The 17866-nt window shown below is 67.7% G+C and carries 21 protein-coding genes; 5 read left to right on the top strand and 16 right to left on the bottom strand.

Annotated features, from left to right (window positions below; translation table 11 throughout):
* Positions 1–6: 6 nt before the first annotated feature.
* The 5 genes from QA609_RS15235 to QA609_RS15215 form a co-directional block, all read right to left on the bottom strand.
* Positions 7–774 carry an aspartate/glutamate racemase family protein gene (locus QA609_RS15235; RefSeq protein WP_278303461.1) on the bottom strand — a complete coding sequence of 256 codons (768 nt, stop codon included), beginning with the start codon at positions 772–774 and terminating at the stop codon, positions 7–9.
* Positions 771–2384 carry a hydantoinase B/oxoprolinase family protein gene (locus QA609_RS15230; protein ID WP_278303460.1) on the bottom strand — a complete coding sequence of 538 codons (1614 nt, stop codon included), beginning with the start codon at positions 2382–2384 and terminating at the stop codon, positions 771–773. The genes QA609_RS15235 and QA609_RS15230 overlap by 4 nt, the downstream gene beginning before the upstream one ends.
* A complete protein-coding gene (locus QA609_RS15225; RefSeq protein WP_278303459.1) occupies positions 2381–4441 on the bottom strand; it encodes a hydantoinase/oxoprolinase family protein in 2061 nt (686 codons plus the stop codon). The genes QA609_RS15230 and QA609_RS15225 overlap by 4 nt, the downstream gene beginning before the upstream one ends.
* A 24-nt stretch (positions 4442–4465) precedes the next feature.
* Complete coding sequence (locus QA609_RS15220; protein WP_278303458.1) at positions 4466–5704, bottom strand: Nramp family divalent metal transporter; 1239 nt, start codon at positions 5702–5704, stop codon at positions 4466–4468.
* A gap of 131 nt (positions 5705–5835) precedes the next feature.
* Entirely contained in the window at positions 5836–6384 is a 549-nt protein-coding gene (locus tag QA609_RS15215) for a ribbon-helix-helix protein, CopG family (RefSeq protein ID WP_278303457.1), read from the bottom strand.
* 160 nt (positions 6385–6544) lie between these two features.
* Between QA609_RS15215 and QA609_RS15210 the strand changes: the two genes are divergently transcribed.
* The gene (locus QA609_RS15210) at positions 6545–7837 is read left to right on the top strand and encodes a TIGR00341 family protein (RefSeq protein WP_278303456.1); all 1293 of its coding nucleotides are present in this window, start codon (positions 6545–6547) and stop codon (positions 7835–7837) included.
* A gap of 52 nt (positions 7838–7889) precedes the next feature.
* Here the strand turns inward: QA609_RS15210 and QA609_RS15205 are convergent, their stop codons facing one another.
* Entirely contained in the window at positions 7890–8222 is a 333-nt protein-coding gene (locus tag QA609_RS15205) for a hypothetical protein (protein ID WP_278303455.1), read from the bottom strand.
* 13 nt (positions 8223–8235) lie between these two features.
* Positions 8236–9219, bottom strand: coding sequence for a GTPase (locus tag QA609_RS15200; protein WP_278303454.1), 984 nt, complete (start codon positions 9217–9219; stop codon positions 8236–8238).
* A 142-nt stretch (positions 9220–9361) separates the two neighbouring features.
* On the opposite strand from QA609_RS15200, the gene QA609_RS15195 reads away from it, so the two are divergent.
* Positions 9362–9772, top strand: a complete 411-nt coding sequence (locus tag QA609_RS15195) for a DUF5518 domain-containing protein (protein ID WP_278303453.1) — start codon at positions 9362–9364, stop codon at positions 9770–9772.
* A 408-nt stretch (positions 9773–10180) separates the two neighbouring features.
* Here QA609_RS15195 and QA609_RS15190 read toward each other — a convergent pair whose 3' ends face one another.
* The 5 genes from QA609_RS15190 to QA609_RS15170 form a co-directional block, all read right to left on the bottom strand.
* Positions 10181–10528 carry a four-helix bundle copper-binding protein gene (locus tag QA609_RS15190; protein WP_278303452.1) on the bottom strand — a complete coding sequence of 116 codons (348 nt, stop codon included), beginning with the start codon at positions 10526–10528 and terminating at the stop codon, positions 10181–10183.
* Between the two features lie 81 nt (positions 10529–10609).
* Positions 10610–10894, bottom strand: coding sequence for a phosphoribosyl-ATP diphosphatase (gene hisE, locus QA609_RS15185; protein ID WP_278303451.1), 285 nt, complete (start codon positions 10892–10894; stop codon positions 10610–10612).
* The gene (locus QA609_RS15180) at positions 10895–11362 is read right to left on the bottom strand and encodes a bifunctional nuclease family protein (protein ID WP_278303450.1); all 468 of its coding nucleotides are present in this window, start codon (positions 11360–11362) and stop codon (positions 10895–10897) included. It abuts the gene before it with no gap.
* 94 nt (positions 11363–11456) lie between these two features.
* Complete coding sequence (pdxT, locus tag QA609_RS15175) at positions 11457–12074, bottom strand: pyridoxal 5'-phosphate synthase glutaminase subunit PdxT (RefSeq protein WP_278303449.1); 618 nt, start codon at positions 12072–12074, stop codon at positions 11457–11459.
* Positions 12075–12183: 109 nt separating this feature from the next.
* Entirely contained in the window at positions 12184–12345 is a 162-nt protein-coding gene (locus QA609_RS15170; RefSeq protein WP_005553336.1) for a preprotein translocase subunit Sec61beta, read from the bottom strand.
* Between the two features lie 229 nt (positions 12346–12574).
* On the opposite strand from QA609_RS15170, the gene QA609_RS15165 reads away from it, so the two are divergent.
* Together QA609_RS15165 and QA609_RS15160 are read left to right on the top strand one after the other, a co-directional pair.
* Positions 12575–12844 carry a thioredoxin domain-containing protein gene (locus tag QA609_RS15165; protein ID WP_278292869.1) on the top strand — a complete coding sequence of 90 codons (270 nt, stop codon included), beginning with the start codon at positions 12575–12577 and terminating at the stop codon, positions 12842–12844.
* 168 nt (positions 12845–13012) lie between these two features.
* Positions 13013–13501, top strand: a complete 489-nt coding sequence (locus QA609_RS15160; RefSeq protein ID WP_278303489.1) for a response regulator — start codon at positions 13013–13015, stop codon at positions 13499–13501.
* On the opposite strand, the gene npdG is transcribed toward QA609_RS15160, so the two are convergent.
* The 3 genes from npdG to QA609_RS15145 all read right to left on the bottom strand — a co-directional run bounded on the left by npdG (position 13498) and on the right by QA609_RS15145 (position 15050).
* The gene (npdG, locus tag QA609_RS15155) at positions 13498–14166 is read right to left on the bottom strand and encodes an NADPH-dependent F420 reductase (protein WP_278303448.1); all 669 of its coding nucleotides are present in this window, start codon (positions 14164–14166) and stop codon (positions 13498–13500) included. The two genes, QA609_RS15160 and npdG, sit on opposite strands and share 4 nt — an antisense overlap.
* A 79-nt stretch (positions 14167–14245) precedes the next feature.
* Positions 14246–14734 carry a VOC family protein gene (locus QA609_RS15150; protein ID WP_278303447.1) on the bottom strand — a complete coding sequence of 163 codons (489 nt, stop codon included), beginning with the start codon at positions 14732–14734 and terminating at the stop codon, positions 14246–14248.
* A 58-nt stretch (positions 14735–14792) separates the two neighbouring features.
* On the bottom strand, positions 14793–15050 hold the full coding sequence (locus QA609_RS15145; protein ID WP_278303446.1) for a hypothetical protein: 258 nt from the start codon (positions 15048–15050) through the stop codon (positions 14793–14795).
* A gap of 395 nt (positions 15051–15445) precedes the next feature.
* Between QA609_RS15145 and QA609_RS15140 the strand changes: the two genes are divergently transcribed.
* The gene (locus QA609_RS15140; RefSeq protein WP_278303445.1) at positions 15446–16285 is read left to right on the top strand and encodes a glycerophosphodiester phosphodiesterase; all 840 of its coding nucleotides are present in this window, start codon (positions 15446–15448) and stop codon (positions 16283–16285) included.
* Between the two features lies 1 nt (position 16286).
* Here QA609_RS15140 and QA609_RS15135 read toward each other — a convergent pair whose 3' ends face one another.
* Complete coding sequence (locus tag QA609_RS15135; protein WP_278303444.1) at positions 16287–17816, bottom strand: FAD-dependent oxidoreductase; 1530 nt, start codon at positions 17814–17816, stop codon at positions 16287–16289.
* Positions 17817–17866 lie beyond the last annotated feature (50 nt).

Raw genomic sequence — 17866 nt, 5'->3', positions numbered from 1 at the left:
CGCGGTTTATACGTGGCGCGACGGCTCCGCGAACAGCGCTCCCGGCGCGTCTACCGTGGTGTCGAGGTGCCGACAGAGATCCCACAGCGTCGCGCCGTTGCTCGTGACCACCGGGACGCCGAGTTCGGCCTCGAGTTCCGCAACCGCGTCGAGCGACCGGTAGTTCGTACAGGAAACGAAGACGGCGTCGACCGAGGCATCGAGCGCTCCGTCGACGGCCCCCTCGAGATCGGCCGCGACGGCCAGCACCTGCTCACGGGCGTCAGACGGGTCGAGCGCGCCTATCTCGGTGTTTGCCTCGATCCCCCGACCCTCGATCGCGACGACCTCGAAGCCCGCCGCCTCGAGGAACTCGCGCTCCTTTGCGTCGAGGTCGGCGGTGTAGGGCGTGACGACGGCGATCCGCTCGGCGCCGAGGGCCTCGAGGGCCCGACACACCGACCGAGCCGTCGCGACGGCCGGAACGCCCGCCACTTCGCCGATCTCGGCCTCGAGTTCGGCGTCGAAACCGGGACCGTGGAGCAGGCTGCCGGTCGTACAGGCGTATGCGACGGCGTCGACGTCGGCGTGGCCGAGCAACTCGCCACCTCGAACCGCGTCGTGGCTCATCTCGTCGAGTTCGTCGACGGTGACCGACTCGAGGGCCATCCGCGCTGCGTGGACGGTCGTCCCTTCGGGGGCGAACTCGCGGAACTCCGGTTCGGCCGTCGTGTTCGAGGAGGGGACGATCAGCCCGAGTCGGATGGGTCGTTCGGCGCCGAAGTCGTCGCTCACGGCCCCTCACCGTCCGTGACCGTGCCGTCGGCCCGGTCGTCCTCGAGCGCAGCCGGATCGCGCTCGTCGGGGTCGCCGTGACCGCCCCCGCCGGGCGTCCGGACGGTGATTGTCGTCCCGGCCTCGACGTCGACGGTCGTCTTCGCGGCGACGGGTTCGCCGTCGATCAGATTTTCGCCGACGGTGCCGTCCTCGCCGCCCGCGACGCCGCTCGGTGCGTGCCGTCGTCGTTCGGTTAGCAGCGACACCGTCGCGTCGGTCTCGACGGTGAGGCTGCGCTCGAGACCGAGCCCGCCCCGGAATCGGCCGCGACCGCCACTGTCGGGACGTAGGGCGTAGCGGTCGACCCGGAACGGGTACTCCGTTTCGATCGACTCGACGGGCGTATTGAGCGTGTTCGTCATCCCGACCTGGACGCCGTCCATCCCGTCGCTGTCGGCTCGAGCGCCGAAGCCGCCGCCGATGGTCTCGTAGTAGGTAAACGAGCCGTCGCGGGCGCCGACGGTCAGGTTGTTCATCGTCCCCTGACTCTGGGCGGGGACGCGCTCGGGTGCGGCCTCCGCGAGCGCGGCGAAGACGACGTCAGTCGTCCGCTGGCTGGTCTCGACGTTACCGCCGACGACCGCGGCGGGCGGGGTCGGATTCAGCAGCGACCCCTTCGGCGCGTCGACGGTGACGGGTTCGTAGCAGCCGTCGTTCGGCGGGATCTCGGGGTCGGTCACACAGCGGACGACGAAGTAGACCGCGCTCTTCGCGACGGCCAGTGGCGCGTTGAGGTTCCCCTTCAGCTGATCGGCCGTCCCCGCGAAGTCGACCTCGACGGCGTCGCCGTCGACCGTCACCGCGACCCGGATCTCGATATCCTCGTCGGTGATCCCGTCGCCCTCGAGGACGTCCGTGGCCTCGTAGGTGCCGTCCGGCAGCTCGCGGAGCTTGGCGCGCATCCGGTCCCCGGAGTAGTCGATTACGGCGTCGAACCCCGCGAGGACGGTCTCGCGACCGTGCTCGTCGAACAGCGCCTCGAGGCGCTCGGCGGCCCGGTCGTTCGCCGCGAGCTGTGCCCGGAGGTCGGCCCGCCGTTCGCGCGGGTTACGAACGTTCGCGAGTATCAGCGAGCGGACGTCCTCGCGGACCTCGCCGCCCTCGACGAGTCTCGTGGGCGGCAAGCGGAGTCCTTCCTGATAGATTTCGCGGGCACCTGCCGGCATGCTGCCGGGAGTCATTCCCCCGACGTCGGCGTGGTGGGCCCGCGAGACGGCGTAGCCGACGACCGTCTCCGAAACGGTGATCGGCGACACCATCGTCACGTCGGGCAGGTGGGTACCGCCCGCGAAGGGGTCGTTGAGGACGAACACGTCACCGGGTTCGGGATCGTACTCGCGGACGGCATCGACGGCTTCGGGCATCGCACCCAGGTGAACGGGAATGTGTTCGGCCTGGGCGATCATCCGGCCCTCGGCGTCGAACAGCGCCGTCGAGCAGTCGCGTCGTTCCTTGATGTTCGGGGAGTAGGCACCCCGAATGAGCGTCTGTCCCATCTCCTCGGCGACGCCTTCGAGCTGGTTGCGCAGTACCTCCAGGGTGATCGGGTCGATTTCGGTCTCGCTCATCGTGCATCATCCTCCGTCATGACGACCGTACCGTCCTCGAGCACGTCGCCCGTCCAGCCCGGTGGAACGACGGTCGTGCTCTCGGCCTGTTCGAGCACTGCAGGGCCGTCGACGGTCGTCCGTGGCTGCAGTCGGTCGCGCTCGTAGACCGTCGTCGTCCGGACGCCCTCGGTGTCGGGGAAGTACGCCTCGCGCGTACCGAGACGGGCGTCGCCCCCTCCTTCGTGACGAACGGTCGGCGAGGCGCCCTCGACGGTAGCCGACGCTCTGAGGGTGACGATCTCGACCGCCTCGTCCATCCGGTAGCCGTAGGCGCGCTCGTGGGCGGCGTGGAACCGTTCGGTGACGGCCTCGAGGTCGACGGAGTCGTCGACCGGAACGGTTAGTTCGAAGCTCTGTCCGGCGTACCGGCAGTCGGCGGCGCGTTCGATCCGCGCGGCGCCGGGGTCGGAGGCGTCCGCGAGCACGCGCTCGACGAGGTCGTCGTAGACGGCGTCGACGCGGTCCGGCTCCGCGTCCGCGCGGGCGAGCTGGACGGTTCGGGCGGCGTCGTAGCTCTCGTCGGCCGCGAGCAGCCCGAACGCCGAGAGCACCCCGCCGGGCCGGGGGACGACGACGCGGTCGACGCCCAGCGAGTCGGCCAGCGCCGCAGCGTGCATCGGGCCCGCACCACCGAAGGCGACCAGCGCGAACTCGCGGGGGTCGTGGCCCCGCTCGACGGTTACCGACCGAATGGTGCGGGTCATCGTCGCGTTCGCGACCCGGTAGATTCCCCGCGCAGCCTCGAGTGCGCCCTCGAGGCCGGCCTCGTCGGCCAGGTCGGCGAGCGCGTCGCGGGCGGCCTCGACGTCGAGAGTCATCTCACCGCCGAGCGCGGTGTCGGGACCGATGTAGCCCAGCACGACGTTAGCGTCGGTGACGGTCGGCTCGGTACCGCCCTTCCCGTAGCAGACGGGGCCGGGCTCGGCACCCGCGGATCGCGGTCCGACGCGGAGTGCGCCGCCGTCGTCGACCCAGGCGACCGAGCCGCCGCCGGCGCCGACCGTGTTGACGTCGACCATCGGCGTGCGGATCGGGAGGCCGTCGATCTCGGCGTCGGTCGTCCGCTCGGCCTCGCCCTCGCGGACGAGGCTCACGTCGCTCGAGGTGCCGCCCATGTCGAACGTGACGAGCCCCTCGACGTCGGCGTCGTCGACGGTGGCGGCGGCGCCGACGACGCCCGCCGCCGGCCCCGAGAGCGTCGTCGTTACGGCGTGGTCGCGAACCGTTTCGGGGTCGGCGATCCCGCCGTTTGCCTGCATGATCCGTGGTGCCGGGATCCCGGACGTTTCGGCCTCGTCGACCAGTCGGCCGACGTAGCGGTCGATCGCGGGGCGGACGTAGGCGTCGACCGCGGTGGTCGAGGTCCGCTCGAACTCGCGGAACTCCGCGAGCACCTCGTGGGAGGCCGATACCGGTATCTCGAGCTCCTCGCGCAGGATTTCGGCGACCCGCCGTTCGTTCTCGGCGTCGGCGTAGGCGTGGAGCAGACAGATTGCGACGCTCTCGACGTCGTGTTCGCGCAGGGTACTCGCGAGATCCCGAACTTCCTCGGGGTCGACCGCCCGTTCGACGCCCGCCGCGGTGGTCCGCTCGTCGACCTCGAAGCGCCGCCGTCGGGGAACCAGCGGCTCGGGTTTCTCCGCCTCGAGGTCGTACAGATCGGGCCGATCCTGGCGGCCGATCTCGAGGACGTCCCGGAACCCCTCGGTGGTGACGAGCGCCGTCCTCGCGCCGCCGCGCTCGAGCAGGGCGTTGACCGAGACGGTCATCGCGTGGGCGAAGGCGTCGATCTCACCGGGGTCGATCCCCGCGTCGTCGCAGGCCTTCGCGATCCCCTCGAGGACGCCGACGTGCTGTCGGTCGGTCGTCGTCGGCACCTTGGCCGTAACGAGGCGGTCGCCGACCGAGAGCGCGACGTCGGTGAAGGTGCCGCCGACGTCGACGCCCACTCGGGTGGCGTCGGCGCGCGTTGATTGCGTGTCCGTGCGTTCGTCGGGTGTCGGTGTGTCGTTCATCGTGTTTGTGAGGGCACGTGGTCGCTAGAGAACGCCGAAGATGAGTTCGAGTCCGTCCTGAACGATCAGGACGTCGTAGAGGGTCTGTATCCCGATCGCGACGACGACGAGCGTGACGAGCCCGCCGAGGACGTTCTGGAGCGTGCTGTTCGTGTACTCGCCGAGCAGCCCCTCGTTGTTCATCGCGTAGATCAGGAACAGGGCGATGATCGGCAACAGGAGGCCGTTGGCGACCTGTGCGAAGACGATCACCTGTACCGGATCGAAGCCGATCGCCGAGAAGACGACCCCGACGGAGAGGATCGTCACCCAGATCGCCCGGAACCGGGTCGATTTGAGGTCGCGTTCCCAGCCGAGCGCACCTGCGGTCGCGTAGGCCCCTGCAAGTGGAGCGCTCATCGCGCTCGTGAAGCCGGCCGCGAAAAGGCCGATCGCGAAGAAGGTCAGCGCGTAGCCGCCGAAGACGGGCTCGAGCTGGTCGGCCATCTCGCCGACGTCGGCGATCGTGGTCCCCTCGGGGAACACCGCGGCTGCGGTCACGACGATCGCCGTCGTGATGAGTCCGCCGACGACGACCATCCCGATCGTGTCGGTGCGACACTCCGCGAGGTCGTCGGGCCCGCCCCAGCGTTCCTGGACGGTGCTGGCGTGCAAGAAGAGGTTGTAGCCGACGACGGTGGTGCCGACGAGGCCTGCGATCAGGTACGCTGACCCCTCCGGGATCGTCGGGACGAGGCCGCCGGCGAGCGCGCCGAGGTCCGGTCGGACCATGACCGCGTTGAGCAGGAACGCCCCACCCATGATCGCGACCAGGCCGACGAAGACGCGCTCGATCAGCTTGTAGTTGCCCGACCAGAGCAGGGCGCCCGCGACGATCCCGATCAGCGGTCCCCAGACGTTCTCGCTGACGCCGGTGATCGTCGCGAGGCCGGCCGCGCCGCCGACGATGTTCCCGGTCTGGAACGCCGCCGTGCCGATTCCGATCGCGCTGACGACGAGCAGAACCGACGCCCACTTCGCGAGCGGGTTCGAGAACTCGTCCCGGAGCGCCTCGCCGAGCCCCTCGCGGGAGATCAGTCCCAGCCGCGCGCTCATCTCCTGGAGAACCATCGTCGCCAGAATCGAGAAGGCGATCGTCCAGACGAGCACGTAGGCGTACTCCGCGCCGATGACGCTCGCGGTCGTAACGGTTCCCGGACCGACGAACGCCGCCGCGACGAGCGCGCCCGGTCCGATCGCTTTCAGCCTGTCTACTATACCCATGGTGAGTGTACACAGTATCCGCTCTCCGAGAGCGGCATAAGGGTTGTTGAGCGCGGCTCATACGGTTTCGTCGATGCGGTCGCTCGAGCGGTCCGTTGTATGATCGAGTATGATCCCGTACGAAGAGCCGGCTACTCGGCGCTCGAGCGCTCGGCGACGATCGTCTTCGAGACGCCGCGTTCGATGTCGAGTTCGAACGGCATCGAGACGGTGCTGCGCTCGATGAAGCGGGTCATAAACCACTGGATCGCCTCCGAGGGGAAGACGACGTGGTAGACCCCTCCGGCCTCGTCACGGACCTCGAGGAACCCACAGAAGGAGAGCCACTCGAGGAGTTCGCCGACGCCCTCGAACCGTTCCTCGTACTCCCGGGCGTGATAGTCCGAGACCCGGTCGGCCGCCTCGACGAACGCCGGATCGGGATCGCCGCCCGCGTAGAGATGCTCGAGGAAGGCGTGCAGGAAGTCCACGTCGAGCAGGACGTGTTCGCCGGAGGAGAGCATCTGGTAGTACTGTTCTAAGTTGTCGCTCGGTCGCTCGCTCGCGGCCTCGAAGTTGGCGGCGTAGAAGGAGAGCGCGCGTCGGACGAGCTCGCTCCGTCCCTTTCCAGTCTCGCCGGCGAGGGTCTCGAGGGCCGCCTTCGTTTCGTCGTCGAGCGAGACGGTGACGCGGTGTGCCATAGCGTCCGGAAGGAACGCGAGACGGGTATAGTTCACGAACGATCGGGCGTTCGCCCCGGTCTTCGAACCGCACGATCAGGGAGCCGCCGTAGCGGCGAAACCGACCGACAGCATACCGAAAGCGCCCGGAGTTATGACCCCTGGGGTCTACCTACCTGCTGTGCGGCTCGTACAGTTGACGGTTCCGACGGGAAAGCGACAGACGATCCTCGAGACGCTCGACGATCGGGAGATCGATTACGTCGTTACCGACGAGGAAAGCGACCGGGACTACACGGCGGTCGTCTACTTTCCGCTGCCGGCGCCGGCGGTCGAACCGGTGCTCGACGAACTACAGGAGGCGGGGATCGGAGAGGACGCCTACACGGTCGTTGTCGACGCGGAAACGGTCGTCTCTCGACGGTTCGAGGCGTTGCGCGAGGAGTACGAGGAGGGTGACGTCGAGTCAGATCGGATCTCGAGACAGGAGCTCCAGACCGAGGCGGAGTCGCTGACGCCGACGTTCGGCGTCTACTCGACGATGACGATCATCAGCGCGATCGTCGCGACCGCCGGACTGCTGCTCGACTCGCCGGCGGTCGTCGTCGGCTCGATGGTGATCGCCCCGCTGATCGGCCCGGCACTGGGCGCCAGCGTCGGCTCGGTGATCGACGACGAGGAGCTGTTCGTCGAGAGCCTAACCTACCAGATCATCGGCGTCGTCTTCGCGATCGGCGCCGCGGCAGTCTTTGCCTGGTCGGTACAGGTCACGAACATCGTCCCGCCCGGGCTCGAACTCGCGGAGGTCGACGAAATATCCGAACGGCTCGCGCCCGATCTGCTCTCGCTTGCGGTTGCGCTCGGAGCCGGCGTCGCGGGGATCGTCAGCATCGCGACGGGGATCTCCGTCGCGCTCGTCGGCGTCATGATCGCCGCGGCGCTGATCCCGCCCGCTGCGGCTGCGGGGATCGCGATCGCCTGGGGCCAGCCCTCGGCTGCGATCGGTTCGACGGCGCTCGTGTTCGTCAACGTGCTCTCGGTGAACCTCGCCGGGCTGTTGACGCTGTGGTATCTCGGCTACCGTCCCGACAACCTGTTCGCGCTCGGGGAGACCGAACAGCGGGTGCGGAAACGGGTCGTCGGACTCGTCGTGATCGTGCTCGTCTTCTCGGTGTTTCTCGGAGCGATCACCTACTCCTCGTACCAGGCGGGGAACTTCGAGGAGAACGCCCGCGAGGAGATCACGCTCGCGCTCGACGAGGAGGAGTTCGAGCAGTACCGCCTGCTCGAGATCGAGGTGATCATGGACGAGGACTATCCGATCCAGAGTCCCGAGCGCGTGATCGTCACGATAGGGGGGCCACCCGGTGAGACCGCGCCCGGACTGGCACCGGAACTCAATCAACGGGTCGAGCAACACGCTGACGGCGACATCGATATCGAGATCCGATACGTCAGTATCGTCGAGGAGTGAGCGTTGCCCACTCCGCCGTCGGACGTCTGCTTCTCCGGAAGCGTTCCGGCTCTCAACGACTCCGGAGCCGCTCGAGCGTCGACCGGGGATCGAGGTCGGACGATCGGTCGGCCTCCGATCCGTCGTCTGTCGCGGTCCCGTCCTCGTCCTCGGTTTCGTCGTCGCCACCCCGTCCGAGCCGCCGTCGGACCCACGCTCGTGGCCCGCCGATACGGTTGACGAGGTAGGTTGGGAAGTAGAGCACGAGCAGCCCGAAAAACAGGAAGCTCACACCCCAGGCGTAACGCCCCGCGAAGAGGTAGTTCGCCGCGAGGAAAAACAGCGGCCCGGCAAGCGAGAAGCCGGCCGCGGTCTGTAACATCCAGAGGATTCCTGGTCCCTTCATCGTCCCGTAGTCCTCACTCCTCGAACGGCAGTTCCGGTTCGTAGCCGATCGCCTCGACGGCCGCGTCGAGGACGGTCTCGACGTTCTCGCCGGTCTCGACGCTCATCTCGTAGTCGGTCTCGACGTCGGCCGTCCAGTGTTCGGCGCGGTCGACCTTGTTCGCGACCGTGAACACGGGCACGTCCTCGAACTGCGCGGCGATGGCGTCCCGTAACTCGAGCTGGGACTCGAGGGGGTAGCCACACTCCCCGCTCGGGTCGAGGACGACGAGCATGCAGTCGGCGAGGTGTTCGATCGCGCTGACCGCCTGCGATTCGATCTCGTTGCGCTCCTCGGGCTTGCGGTCGAGCAGGCCGGGCGTGTCGACGATCTGGTAGCGGATGTGGTCCCGTTCGAAGTGACCCAGTCCGATCCCCTTCGTCGTGAACGGGTAGGAGGCCGTCTCGCCGCGGGCGTTCGTGACGTCGTTGACGAACGACGACTTCCCGACGTTCGGGTAGCCCGCGACGACGATCGTCGGCTCGTCGGGGTTGATCTCGGGCAGGTCCCGCAGGTCGTTGCGCGACTCGTTGATGTACAGCAGCTCGTCGTCGATCTGCTCGACGATGTCCGCGAGCCGAGCGAACGCCTGCTTGCGGTGTTTGCGCGCGGTGTCGATGTCGGTCTTGCGCAGTTTCGGCTGATACTCCTGGTGGATCTCGCGGGCTTTGCGACTGGCCCACATCGTCTCCGAGAGGCTCTGGCGCAGGCGGTCCACGTCGACGATCGCGTCCGCGATCTCGTAGTAGAACGGATCGACGTCGTCCTCGTAGGCGAAGTCGGGCCAGGCCGTGACGACGTTCTCCAGGTTGTCGGAGATGATGTTCGCCGCCGTCTGCAGCATCGACTGCTGGGCCTCGAGGCCGCCCTTGGCCTTGCCGGCCCGCGCCGCCCGCGAGAACGCCTTGTCGATCAGCTCTTCCGACGTGGGCGTGGTCGGAAGGTCTTCGAAAATCATGCCTCCAGCTAGAACCCGCGGTCGTAAAAGGTCGTTCGTTATGGCGCGACCCTCGCGAGAACTTCCGTCCGAGGATTCGACGGGTCGTACCCCGCAATATCAACGCCGAGGGCTTATGTCCCCTCGCGTCCGACGGATCGGTATGACCGACTGGCGCTCCGTCGTGATCGGCTTTCTCGTCATCACCGTCCTCGGAATCGTCGGGCTCACGCTGCCGGGGGTCGGCCAGCTCGCGGCGGGACTGATCGGCGGATTCGTCGCCGGCTACCTCGCCGGTGGCGGGCTCGGGCGCGGGTTCTGGCACGGGCTGCTCGCCGGCGCCCTCGGCGGGATCGTCGCCGGCGTGCTCGTCGCACTCGTCGTCGGCGTCGCCGGCTGGGCCGGCGGACCGATCGGCGGCGCCATGGGCGGCCTCGCCGGATTCGGGATCTTCCTCGTCGCGCTGGCGCTGTCGTTTATCATGGCCCTCGAGAGCGCGATCGCCGGGGCTATCGGCGGCCTCTTCAACTCCGGCTCCTCGAGCGACCCGGGGGCCCCGGGGCGTCGCGTATAGACCGGCCGCTCGAGCGACGGTTCGAAGATCGTGACAGTACGAGCGCAGACCGTTTTGACGCCTGCGATCCAACCGTCCCGGCGCGATGAGCGAGTTCACCAAAGAATTGCTCGCGGAGATCGATCGGACGGCCCAGGAGGAGTTCGACCTGGGTACTCGAGAGGCGGCGAAACGCAAGGAGGGCTCGAGGCGGAACGCCTACCAGAAGGGAATCCGCGAGGTACGGGACGTCGCGGGCAAGGACGCCGCACGGGGGCTGGCTGACTGGATTCAGGACGAACTCGGGACAAAAACCGGTTCCCGACCGCACGGAACGTCCGAAAACGGGGTGCCAAGATCTGTCGAGAACGGGACCACGAGATCTCGACTGGAAGCTGGCTGGGCGCGTAACCCTCGCCGACGTTCGCGTCAGCCGGAGGCCATCTCGCGACAGCTCTCGACGCAGTTCGGGAGGATCTCGGCGCAGGCCTGGCAGTGGTCGTGGTCGTGGCCCTCACACTCCTCGGCGCACTCCTCACAGAGGTCCGCACAGAGTTCGCCCAGTTCCTCGTGGTAGCTCGAGTTGCGGGCCATGAACCGGGCGTGCAGCGAGGCGATGTCGGCCACGTCCCGGCAGAGCCGGATGCAGCGGGCCATCTCCTCGCCCTCGTCGACGCAGGCGTCGGCACACCACTCACAAACCTGCGCGGCCTCGAGACAGTTGTCGATACACTCCTGCATGTGGTCGTCGGCGTGTTCGATCTGTTCGACTGCCATGCAGGCACTCTCACACCGATCGGGACAATCAATCTGGGCCGGGCGGCTGCAAGCGTCCGCGCCGTCGGGTGCTGAGCCCCTCTAGCGCCGCGCCTCGAGTTCGGCCTCGAGCTCCTCGAGATCCATGTCCTTCATCGACAGGAGGACGAGCAGGTGGTAGACGATGTCGGCGGCCTCGTACGCGATCTCATCGCGGTCGTCGTCTTTGGCCGCGAGCACGAGCTCGGTGCTCTCCTCGCCGAGTTTCTCGAGCACCGCGTTCTCCCCCTTCTCGTGGGTGAACAGCGAGGCGGTGTAGGAGTCCTCGGGTAGCGTTTCCTTGCGATCCTCGATGACGGCGAACAGGGCTTCGAGCGTGTCGTCCATTCAGAACTCACCGGAGACGTCACGGATCGATTCGAGGTGCTCGAACTTCTCCCTGTCGTCTCGGCCGTCCTCGAAGACGTCCTCGGTGACCTCGATGGGCGCGTTCGTCCGGGCGGCAAGCGCCAGCGAGTCGCTCGGGCGCGCGTCGATCACCGTCTCGCCGCGAGGGGTCCGGAGGTGAAGGTCGGCGATGTATGTTCCGCCCCGGTCGTTCGCCCCGGACTCGATCTCGCTGACGACGACGCGCTCGATCCGGCTACCGAGCTCCTCCATGACGTCGAGCAACAGGTCGTGGGTCAGCGGCCGCCCGATGTCCTCGGCCTCGAGGCCGCGATCGATGCTTACGGCCTCGTTGAACCCGATGAAGATCGGGATGACGTCGTCTTCGCTCTCGAGTTCGAGAACGACCACCGGAACCGGTCCCTGGGGCGTTCCCGCGACGCGGACGGCGTCGATCGCTGCGTTCATGTTCGGTTCGACGGGGGGCAGCGGAAAAACGTGTTCGGTCGCACATGCTTGCACGACCGAGTGCGGGCGAGCGATCGTACCGATCGATTCGGCCCTACGCGGGACCCTCGAGCGCCGGCCCGATCGACTCCTCGTTCTCGAAGAACGCGAGCCCGTGGAGGCGGCTGTCGGGGGTCAACTCGGGGTGGAAGGCGGTCGCGACGACCGGGCCGTCTCGAACCGCGACCGGTCGTCCCTCCCAGCGTGCGAGGACGTCGACCTCGCCGACGTCCTCGATAGCGGGCGCACGAATGAACACCGCCGGGAACGGCTCCGCGAGTCCGTCGATCTCGAGGGGTGCCTCGAAGCTGTCCTTCTGTCGCCCGAAGGCGTTGCGCTCGATCGACGCGTCGATCAGCCCGAGCTCGTCGACGCGGTCGTCGTTCGCGTCGCTCGAGGCGAGAATCAGGCCCGCACAGGTCGCGAGCAGGGGTTTCTCGGCCGCGACGTGGCCGCGGATTTCGCCGGCGATCCCCTCGCCGTGGACGAGCCGCGAAATCGTCGTCGACTCGCCGCCGGGCATCGCCAGCAGGTCGCAGTCGGGGACGATTCCGGACTCGCGGATCTCGCGGACGGTAACTTCGCGTCCGTGGGCTCGCGCGGCACGCTCGATCGCGTCGGCGTGTGCGTCGACGTTGCCCTGAACGGCGACGACGCCGGCGGTCAGTGACATGGCTGTCGGGTACGGAGCGGACGGGCAAAAACGCCGCGTCACGGAGGCGGCTCGAGCGCTCCGGCGCCGCGGCTACCGAGGCGCTCGTCGAGAACGGCGGGCGTGAGGATCAGGAGACGAAGATCAGCAACTGGACGAGTACGCCCAGCATGATCCCCGTAGCGATGACCGTCTTCGGGTCGATACGGATCGCGTTCGAGTCCTCTGCGTCGAAGTACCGGACGAGTCCGGCACTGGACATCAGCCCGCCGGAGTTCTGTCCTCTGTCCATACGTACACCATCGGGTCGGGCTGAACTAAAGCTTTCGACGATCGAACGGGTTCGAGGAGACAGCCGCTCGCTCGCCGAGTCGACCGTCAGGGGAGGTGCTGCTCGAGGGCTCGTTCGCCGACTGATCGCGTGACGAGGGCGGGGATCGGCCCGCGGCGTCCGCGACACCGGCGCGAACCCCCGAGTGGGAAACCCTTATGCGCGGCGCGTGGCAAGTACCCCTGATCACATGTCCGTCACGCTCAAGGACTTCTACGCAGACTGGTGTGGCCCCTGCAAGACCCAGGACCCGATCCTCGAGGAGCTCGAGGACGACTGGGAGGGGCGCTTCGATGTCGAGAAGGTAAACGTCGACGAACAGCAGGACGTCGCCAACGAGTACCAGGTTCGCTCGCTGCCGACCCTGATCATCGAGAACGACGACGGCGTCGTCGAGCGCTTCGTCGGCGTCACCCAGCGCGAGGACCTCGAGGACGCCCTCGAGGACGCCGGCGCGTAGTCCGTCGACAAGCGGACGTTTCTTCACCGTTTTCGGTCGATAGCGCGGCGTGGAGCTTCGACTCTGCCGAGACGGGAGACGGCGAGCCGCCGCCAGATTGCCGGGGGCATTTCAATGCCTGAAATAACAGGCCGTGACTGGATGGGGATAGCGTTCACAGCTACGTACATGTCGGATGGTGCCGGTGGATTGCCAGCTACGCTGGAGATCTTACTCGTCGAGGACAACCCCGGGGACGTGCGGCTGACGAAGGAGTCGTTGCGAACGACGCCGATCGACCATACGTTCCACGTCGTCACCGACGGGAGCGACGCGCTCGACTTTCTCCACCGCCGCGGGGAGTTCGCCGACGCGCCTCGCCCCGATCTCGTTCTGCTCGATTTCAAGCTGCCGCGGCTGAACGGCGACGAGGTCGCGACCGAAATCGAGGGAACGCCCTCGATCGAGGAGATTCCCCTAGTCGTGCTCACCGGCCACCCCGCACAGGACCGGGTGCTCGGACTCGACGAGCTTCCCATCGACGACGCGATCACGAAACCCGTCGACGCCGACGGGTTCCTCGAGACGCTGCGCTCGCTGGACGCGTCGTGGTCCCGCACCGAACTCGGGACCGAACCCGCGTCGGCGACCGAGTCCGAATCCGAACCCGCCCGTTAGTGGAACGTCACGCCGACGTCGTGGAGGTCGTCGTTGTACCGAGCGATGTTGATCACGAGCGGCGTGACGCTCTCGACCTCGGCCGCGTTGGCCAGCGGACCGACGTCGAGCGCCCGGAGCCCCTCGATCTCCTCGGCCAGTGCGATCACTCGTTCTTTCGCGTCGGAATCGTCGCCGACGACGAGCGTATCGAGATCCAGCTCGAGCTCGAGCTCCGAGAGCGCGCCGGCCGCGAGGTTGTGGAAGGCGCCGATCACGGGGACGTCGTCGGGCGCGCGCTTCGCGACGAGCTCGGTGACGCTGCCGGCGCTTGGCGGGTGGTAGTGGAGTCCGTCGTCGTCGCCCTGCATGCCGACCGCAGGCGTCACTAGCACGGTGTCCTCGTCGAGGACGTCCGCGACGGCCTCGACCGTGTCGCCCGCGTAGTACGGCGGGACCGAGAGCACGACGACGTCGGCCCGGTCCGCGGCCATCTCGTTGACAAACCCCTTCAGATTCGACTCGGTGCCGATCGCCTCGAGAACGTCCTCGTACTCCGCGACCGCGTCGCGGGCCTTCTCGGGGTCCCGGGAGCCGATGAGGATCTCGTGGTCGGTATCTCGCGCGAACCGAAGCGCGAGCCCCTCGCCGATGTCGCCGGTGCCGCCCAGTAGTGCGATTCGCATACGCCTCTCTCGGGACGGCAGCCGAATAAAACGGTGGGGGTCGGCCGATCTCGCCGGGTTCTCGGGCGCCAGCTCGAGATCAGTAGTCGCTCTGATTGCTGTAGATGCGCTCGTGGCTGTGAGTGTAGATCTCGACGATGTTGCCCCACGGGTCCTTACAGTAGGTCATCCGATACGGCTGGTCGGGGAACAGCTCCCAGATCTCAGTGTGGTGCTCGCCGCCGCTGTCGGCGATCTCGCCCGCGAGCGCCTCGATCTCCGGGTCGATGACACAGACGTGGAAGTAGCCGGCGTCGGACGGCTCCGGATCGGGACCCGACTCGGTGGCGTCGAACTCGAAGAACTCGATCGCGACCTGGTTACCCGTCGCGACGTGGGCGATCGAGACGGTGTCGAACTCGCCCAGTACGTCCGCACAGAGCTTCCCGATGTGGTCCTCGCCGTGGTCGACCTCGACGGGACCCATGATCGTTTCGAAGCCGAGGACGTCCTCGTACCACTCGAGCGCCGCCTCGATGTCCGGAACGGTGACGCCGACGTGTGCCACTCCGCGGGGATAGCGAGCCATATCGACCACTGCGGTTGCTCGCGGCAAGTGCGCTCGCCCGGCAGCTGACGCCCTGGTATCAGGGCGCGTCGTGGTCCTCCGGGTTCATCGCCTCGCCGACGTTGCCGTCGTAGGCGTCGCGCTCCTCGATCTCCCGCATCCGCTGATCGAGGCGGTCCTCGAGGGCCTGCCGGCGCTCCTCGTCGACGTCGGCGTCGGTGCTCATCGCCTCGAGGTCCCGCTTTGCCGTCTGGAGCACCGAGATCGCCTCCTCCTGCTCGAGGTCCTCGACGCGGCCCAGGTTCCGTTCGACGTCGTCGAGCGTCGTATCAGTCATACGCCCTCGATTCGAGGGGGAGCGTATTGAAAGGCGACCCGGCAGGCGAACGCTAGGAGCGTCGTCGTCGCAGTGAATCGGTGCGCAAGGAGTAGGATCCGGTAATTACGCACACGTACCTTTTTCGGCCTCGGGATTCCTCACTGCGTTCGGAACCGCTCTCTGCTCACGAGCACTATGTGCTCGTTCGCATGGCACGCGGGACCGCAGGTCCCGCGCTGGGCGCAAAAATCTACGCTAAAAAGGCCGCTCGCTCCCGATGGTCGCTCGCGGGTGCTGCAGTTGTTGCACTACCGCAGTGATACCGCCTCTGCCTGTACTGAACGCAAGCTGCATAGCGACCGACCGAACCGCACTGCCAACCACTGATAGGGGTCGCAGCCGTGGGCGTCGGTATGCGCAGTCCCGCTCTCATCGCCCACCGCGGCTACGCCGGCGTCGCCCCCGAGAACACGATCGTTGCGGCCGTTGCCGCGGCCGAGCGCGACGCGACCGCGATGCTCGAGATCGACGTCCAGCCCGCCGCCTGCGGAATTCCGATGGTCTTCCACGACGAGCGCCTCGAGGGAACGCGGGACGGCCGACCCGTAACCGATGCCTCGGGGTTCGTTTGGGAGACGTCCCTCGAGACCCTCGAGTCGCTGTCGGTGCTGGGAACCGACGAACCGATCCCGACGCTGTCGGCGCTGCTCGAGGCCGTCCCGGAGACGGTCGGGATCAACGTCGAACTGAAGAATCCGGGGGCGTCTGACCTTCGTATCGGCGAGTCACTGCCAGCGGACGCCCGGGAGGAACGGCGGGAGCTGTGGCGGCCGTTCGTCGAGCGCGTCCTCGAGGACTGCGAGCCCTTCGACGGCGAACTCCTCTTTTCCTCGTTCTGTGAAGGCGCACTCGCCGCGCTTCGAGACGCCACCGACTACGCGGCCGCGCCGCTCGTCTGGGACGACCTCGAGGCGGGTCTCGAGATCGCCCGCCGGTACGACTGCGAGGCGATCCACCCGCCGCGGAACGCGATCGCGGGGACCGCACTCGCGAGCGAACCGTACTACGGGCTTCCGACCGACGAGCCGCCCCTCGATATCGTCGAAACGGCCCACGAGGAGGGACGGGCGGTCAACGTCTGGACCGTCGATAGCTGGCTTCAGTTCGACGACCTCGCCGCGGCGGGCGTCGACGGGATCGTCGCCGATTATCCCGGGCTCGAGGCGCGGGCAGGGACAGGGTCCGCCCGGTAGCTCACCCCTCTCGAGCGGGCAGGTCCTCGTTCGCCGGCCCCTCGAGGACCTCGCCGTCGGGATCGAACCGCGAGCCGTGGCAGGGACAGTCCCAGCTCTCCTCGGCGTCGTTCCACTCGACGAGACAGTACATGTGGGTACAGACCGCCGAGACGGCGTGAACCTCCCCGTTCTCGTCTCTGGCGCAGGCGATGGGCTTCCCACCTTTGCGGACGATCTTGGCCTCGCCGGGCTCAAGGGCGGTGAGGTCCGGGGTGACGAGCGTCTGGAACCAGTCGGTGACGAACTCGCTCGCGGTATCGGCGTTCTCGGTGAGAGTCTTGCCCAGCGAGGCCTTCGGCGTCAGCCGGAGCGGGTCGAACAGATCCAGTTCGGGCACCGGCTCGCCGTCGATCTCGGCCGCCAGCAGTCGCCCCGCGGCGGTGCCGTTGGTCATCCCCCAGCCGCGAAAGCCCGTCGCGACGGAGACGTTCTCGGTTCCGGCGCCGGCGCGGCCGATGAAGGGCACCTTGTCGACCGGTTTGTAGTCCTGGGTCGACCACCGGTAGGCGATCTCGTCGACGGGAAACCGCTCGCGGGCCCACGACTCGAGCCGCCGGTAGCGGTCGGCGGTCGAGCCGCCCTGGCCCGTCTTGTGGTTCTCGCCGCCGACCAGCAGCAGCTCCTCCCCGTCGTCGCGGTAGGTGCGAACGGAGCGGTAGGGGTCGCCGCTGCGGTAGTACATCCCCTCGGGCGGCTCGCCGTCGAGACGGATCCCGAGGACGTAGGACCGCTTCGGATGCATTCGGGCGAAGTAGCCAGCCCGGTCACGGATCGGAAAACCTGTCGCGAGGACGACGTGCTTGGCCCGGACGGTTCCCCGCTCGGTTCGGACGAAACAGGGCGTCCCGTCCTCGAGATCGGTCACGCGGGTCTCCTCGTGGAGGTGGGCGCCGTCGTCGGCCCGGAGCTCGTCGGCGACCGCGAGCAGGTACTTTCGGGGATGGAACCAGGCCTGGTCGTCGAACCGGACCGCAGCCTGGGCGCGCTCGAACGGCGGGACGGAGGTGACGTAACTGGCCTCGAGTCCTGCCGCGCGGGCGGCGTCGACCTCCCGTTCGATCTCGTCGGGCTCGTTGCTGTAGAGGTAGGAGGGGTGGCGTTCGAACCCGCAGTCGATCCCCAGCTCCTCGATCCGCCGCTCGACGCGATCGATCGCGTCCTCCTGGACGGCGGCGTACCGGCTCGCCTGCTGGGGGCCGAACTCCCGGCGCAGGTGGTCGTAGATCGCCCCGTGCTGGCTGGTCAGTTTCGCGGTCGTCTTTCCCGTGATCCCCGTCGCCACGCGGTCCCGTTCGAGGACGGCGACGGTCAGGTCCCGCTCGCGCAGCTCGATCGCCGTCGAGAGCCCGGCGATCCCGGCGCCGACGACGGCGACGTCGACGCTTCGATCGCCCTCGAGGGGCTCGGGGTCGGGGTCGTCCTCGCGGGTACTCGCGAGCCAGACCGAGGTCGCCTCACCGGGGAGGTCACCGCTTTCGAAGTCGGACATCGGAATCTGCACTGAGTACACCGAACGCGCGGAAAAAACGGATGGGGGGA

The sequence above is a fragment of the Natronococcus sp. A-GB7 genome (genome assembly GCF_029688865.1).
Classification (GTDB): domain Archaea; phylum Halobacteriota; class Halobacteria; order Halobacteriales; family Natrialbaceae; genus Natronococcus.
Note: the sequence above shows the minus strand (reverse complement) of the source record. Positions and strands in the feature narration are given on the sequence as shown.

Coding starts and splice junctions, on each gene's coding strand:
- QA609_RS15180 (WP_278303450.1), bottom strand. CDS start 11,362: ATGAACGCAGCGATCGACGCCGTCCGCGTCGCGGGAACGCCCCAGGGA.
- npdG (WP_278303448.1), bottom strand. CDS start 14,166: ATGCGAATCGCACTACTGGGCGGCACCGGCGACATCGGCGAGGGGCTC.
- QA609_RS15220 (WP_278303458.1), bottom strand. CDS start 5,704: ATGGGTATAGTAGACAGGCTGAAAGCGATCGGACCGGGCGCGCTCGTC.
- QA609_RS15195 (WP_278303453.1), top strand. CDS start 9,362: ATGACCGACTGGCGCTCCGTCGTGATCGGCTTTCTCGTCATCACCGTC.
- pdxT (WP_278303449.1), bottom strand. CDS start 12,074: ATGTCACTGACCGCCGGCGTCGTCGCCGTTCAGGGCAACGTCGACGCA.
- QA609_RS15215 (WP_278303457.1), bottom strand. CDS start 6,384: ATGGCACACCGCGTCACCGTCTCGCTCGACGACGAAACGAAGGCGGCC.
- QA609_RS15200 (WP_278303454.1), bottom strand. CDS start 9,219: ATGATTTTCGAAGACCTTCCGACCACGCCCACGTCGGAAGAGCTGATC.
- QA609_RS15135 (WP_278303444.1), bottom strand. CDS start 17,816: ATGTCCGACTTCGAAAGCGGTGACCTCCCCGGTGAGGCGACCTCGGTC.
- QA609_RS15140 (WP_278303445.1), top strand. CDS start 15,446: ATGCGCAGTCCCGCTCTCATCGCCCACCGCGGCTACGCCGGCGTCGCC.
- QA609_RS15150 (WP_278303447.1), bottom strand. CDS start 14,734: ATGGCTCGCTATCCCCGCGGAGTGGCACACGTCGGCGTCACCGTTCCG.
- QA609_RS15145 (WP_278303446.1), bottom strand. CDS start 15,050: ATGACTGATACGACGCTCGACGACGTCGAACGGAACCTGGGCCGCGTC.
- QA609_RS15165 (WP_278292869.1), top strand. CDS start 12,575: ATGTCCGTCACGCTCAAGGACTTCTACGCAGACTGGTGTGGCCCCTGC.
- QA609_RS15205 (WP_278303455.1), bottom strand. CDS start 8,222: ATGAAGGGACCAGGAATCCTCTGGATGTTACAGACCGCGGCCGGCTTC.
- QA609_RS15225 (WP_278303459.1), bottom strand. CDS start 4,441: ATGAACGACACACCGACACCCGACGAACGCACGGACACGCAATCAACG.
- hisE (WP_278303451.1), bottom strand. CDS start 10,894: ATGGACGACACGCTCGAAGCCCTGTTCGCCGTCATCGAGGATCGCAAG.
- QA609_RS15230 (WP_278303460.1), bottom strand. CDS start 2,384: ATGAGCGAGACCGAAATCGACCCGATCACCCTGGAGGTACTGCGCAAC.
- QA609_RS15190 (WP_278303452.1), bottom strand. CDS start 10,528: ATGGCAGTCGAACAGATCGAACACGCCGACGACCACATGCAGGAGTGT.
- QA609_RS15170 (WP_005553336.1), bottom strand. CDS start 12,345: ATGGACAGAGGACAGAACTCCGGCGGGCTGATGTCCAGTGCCGGACTC.
- QA609_RS15160 (WP_278303489.1), top strand. CDS start 13,013: ATGTCGGATGGTGCCGGTGGATTGCCAGCTACGCTGGAGATCTTACTC.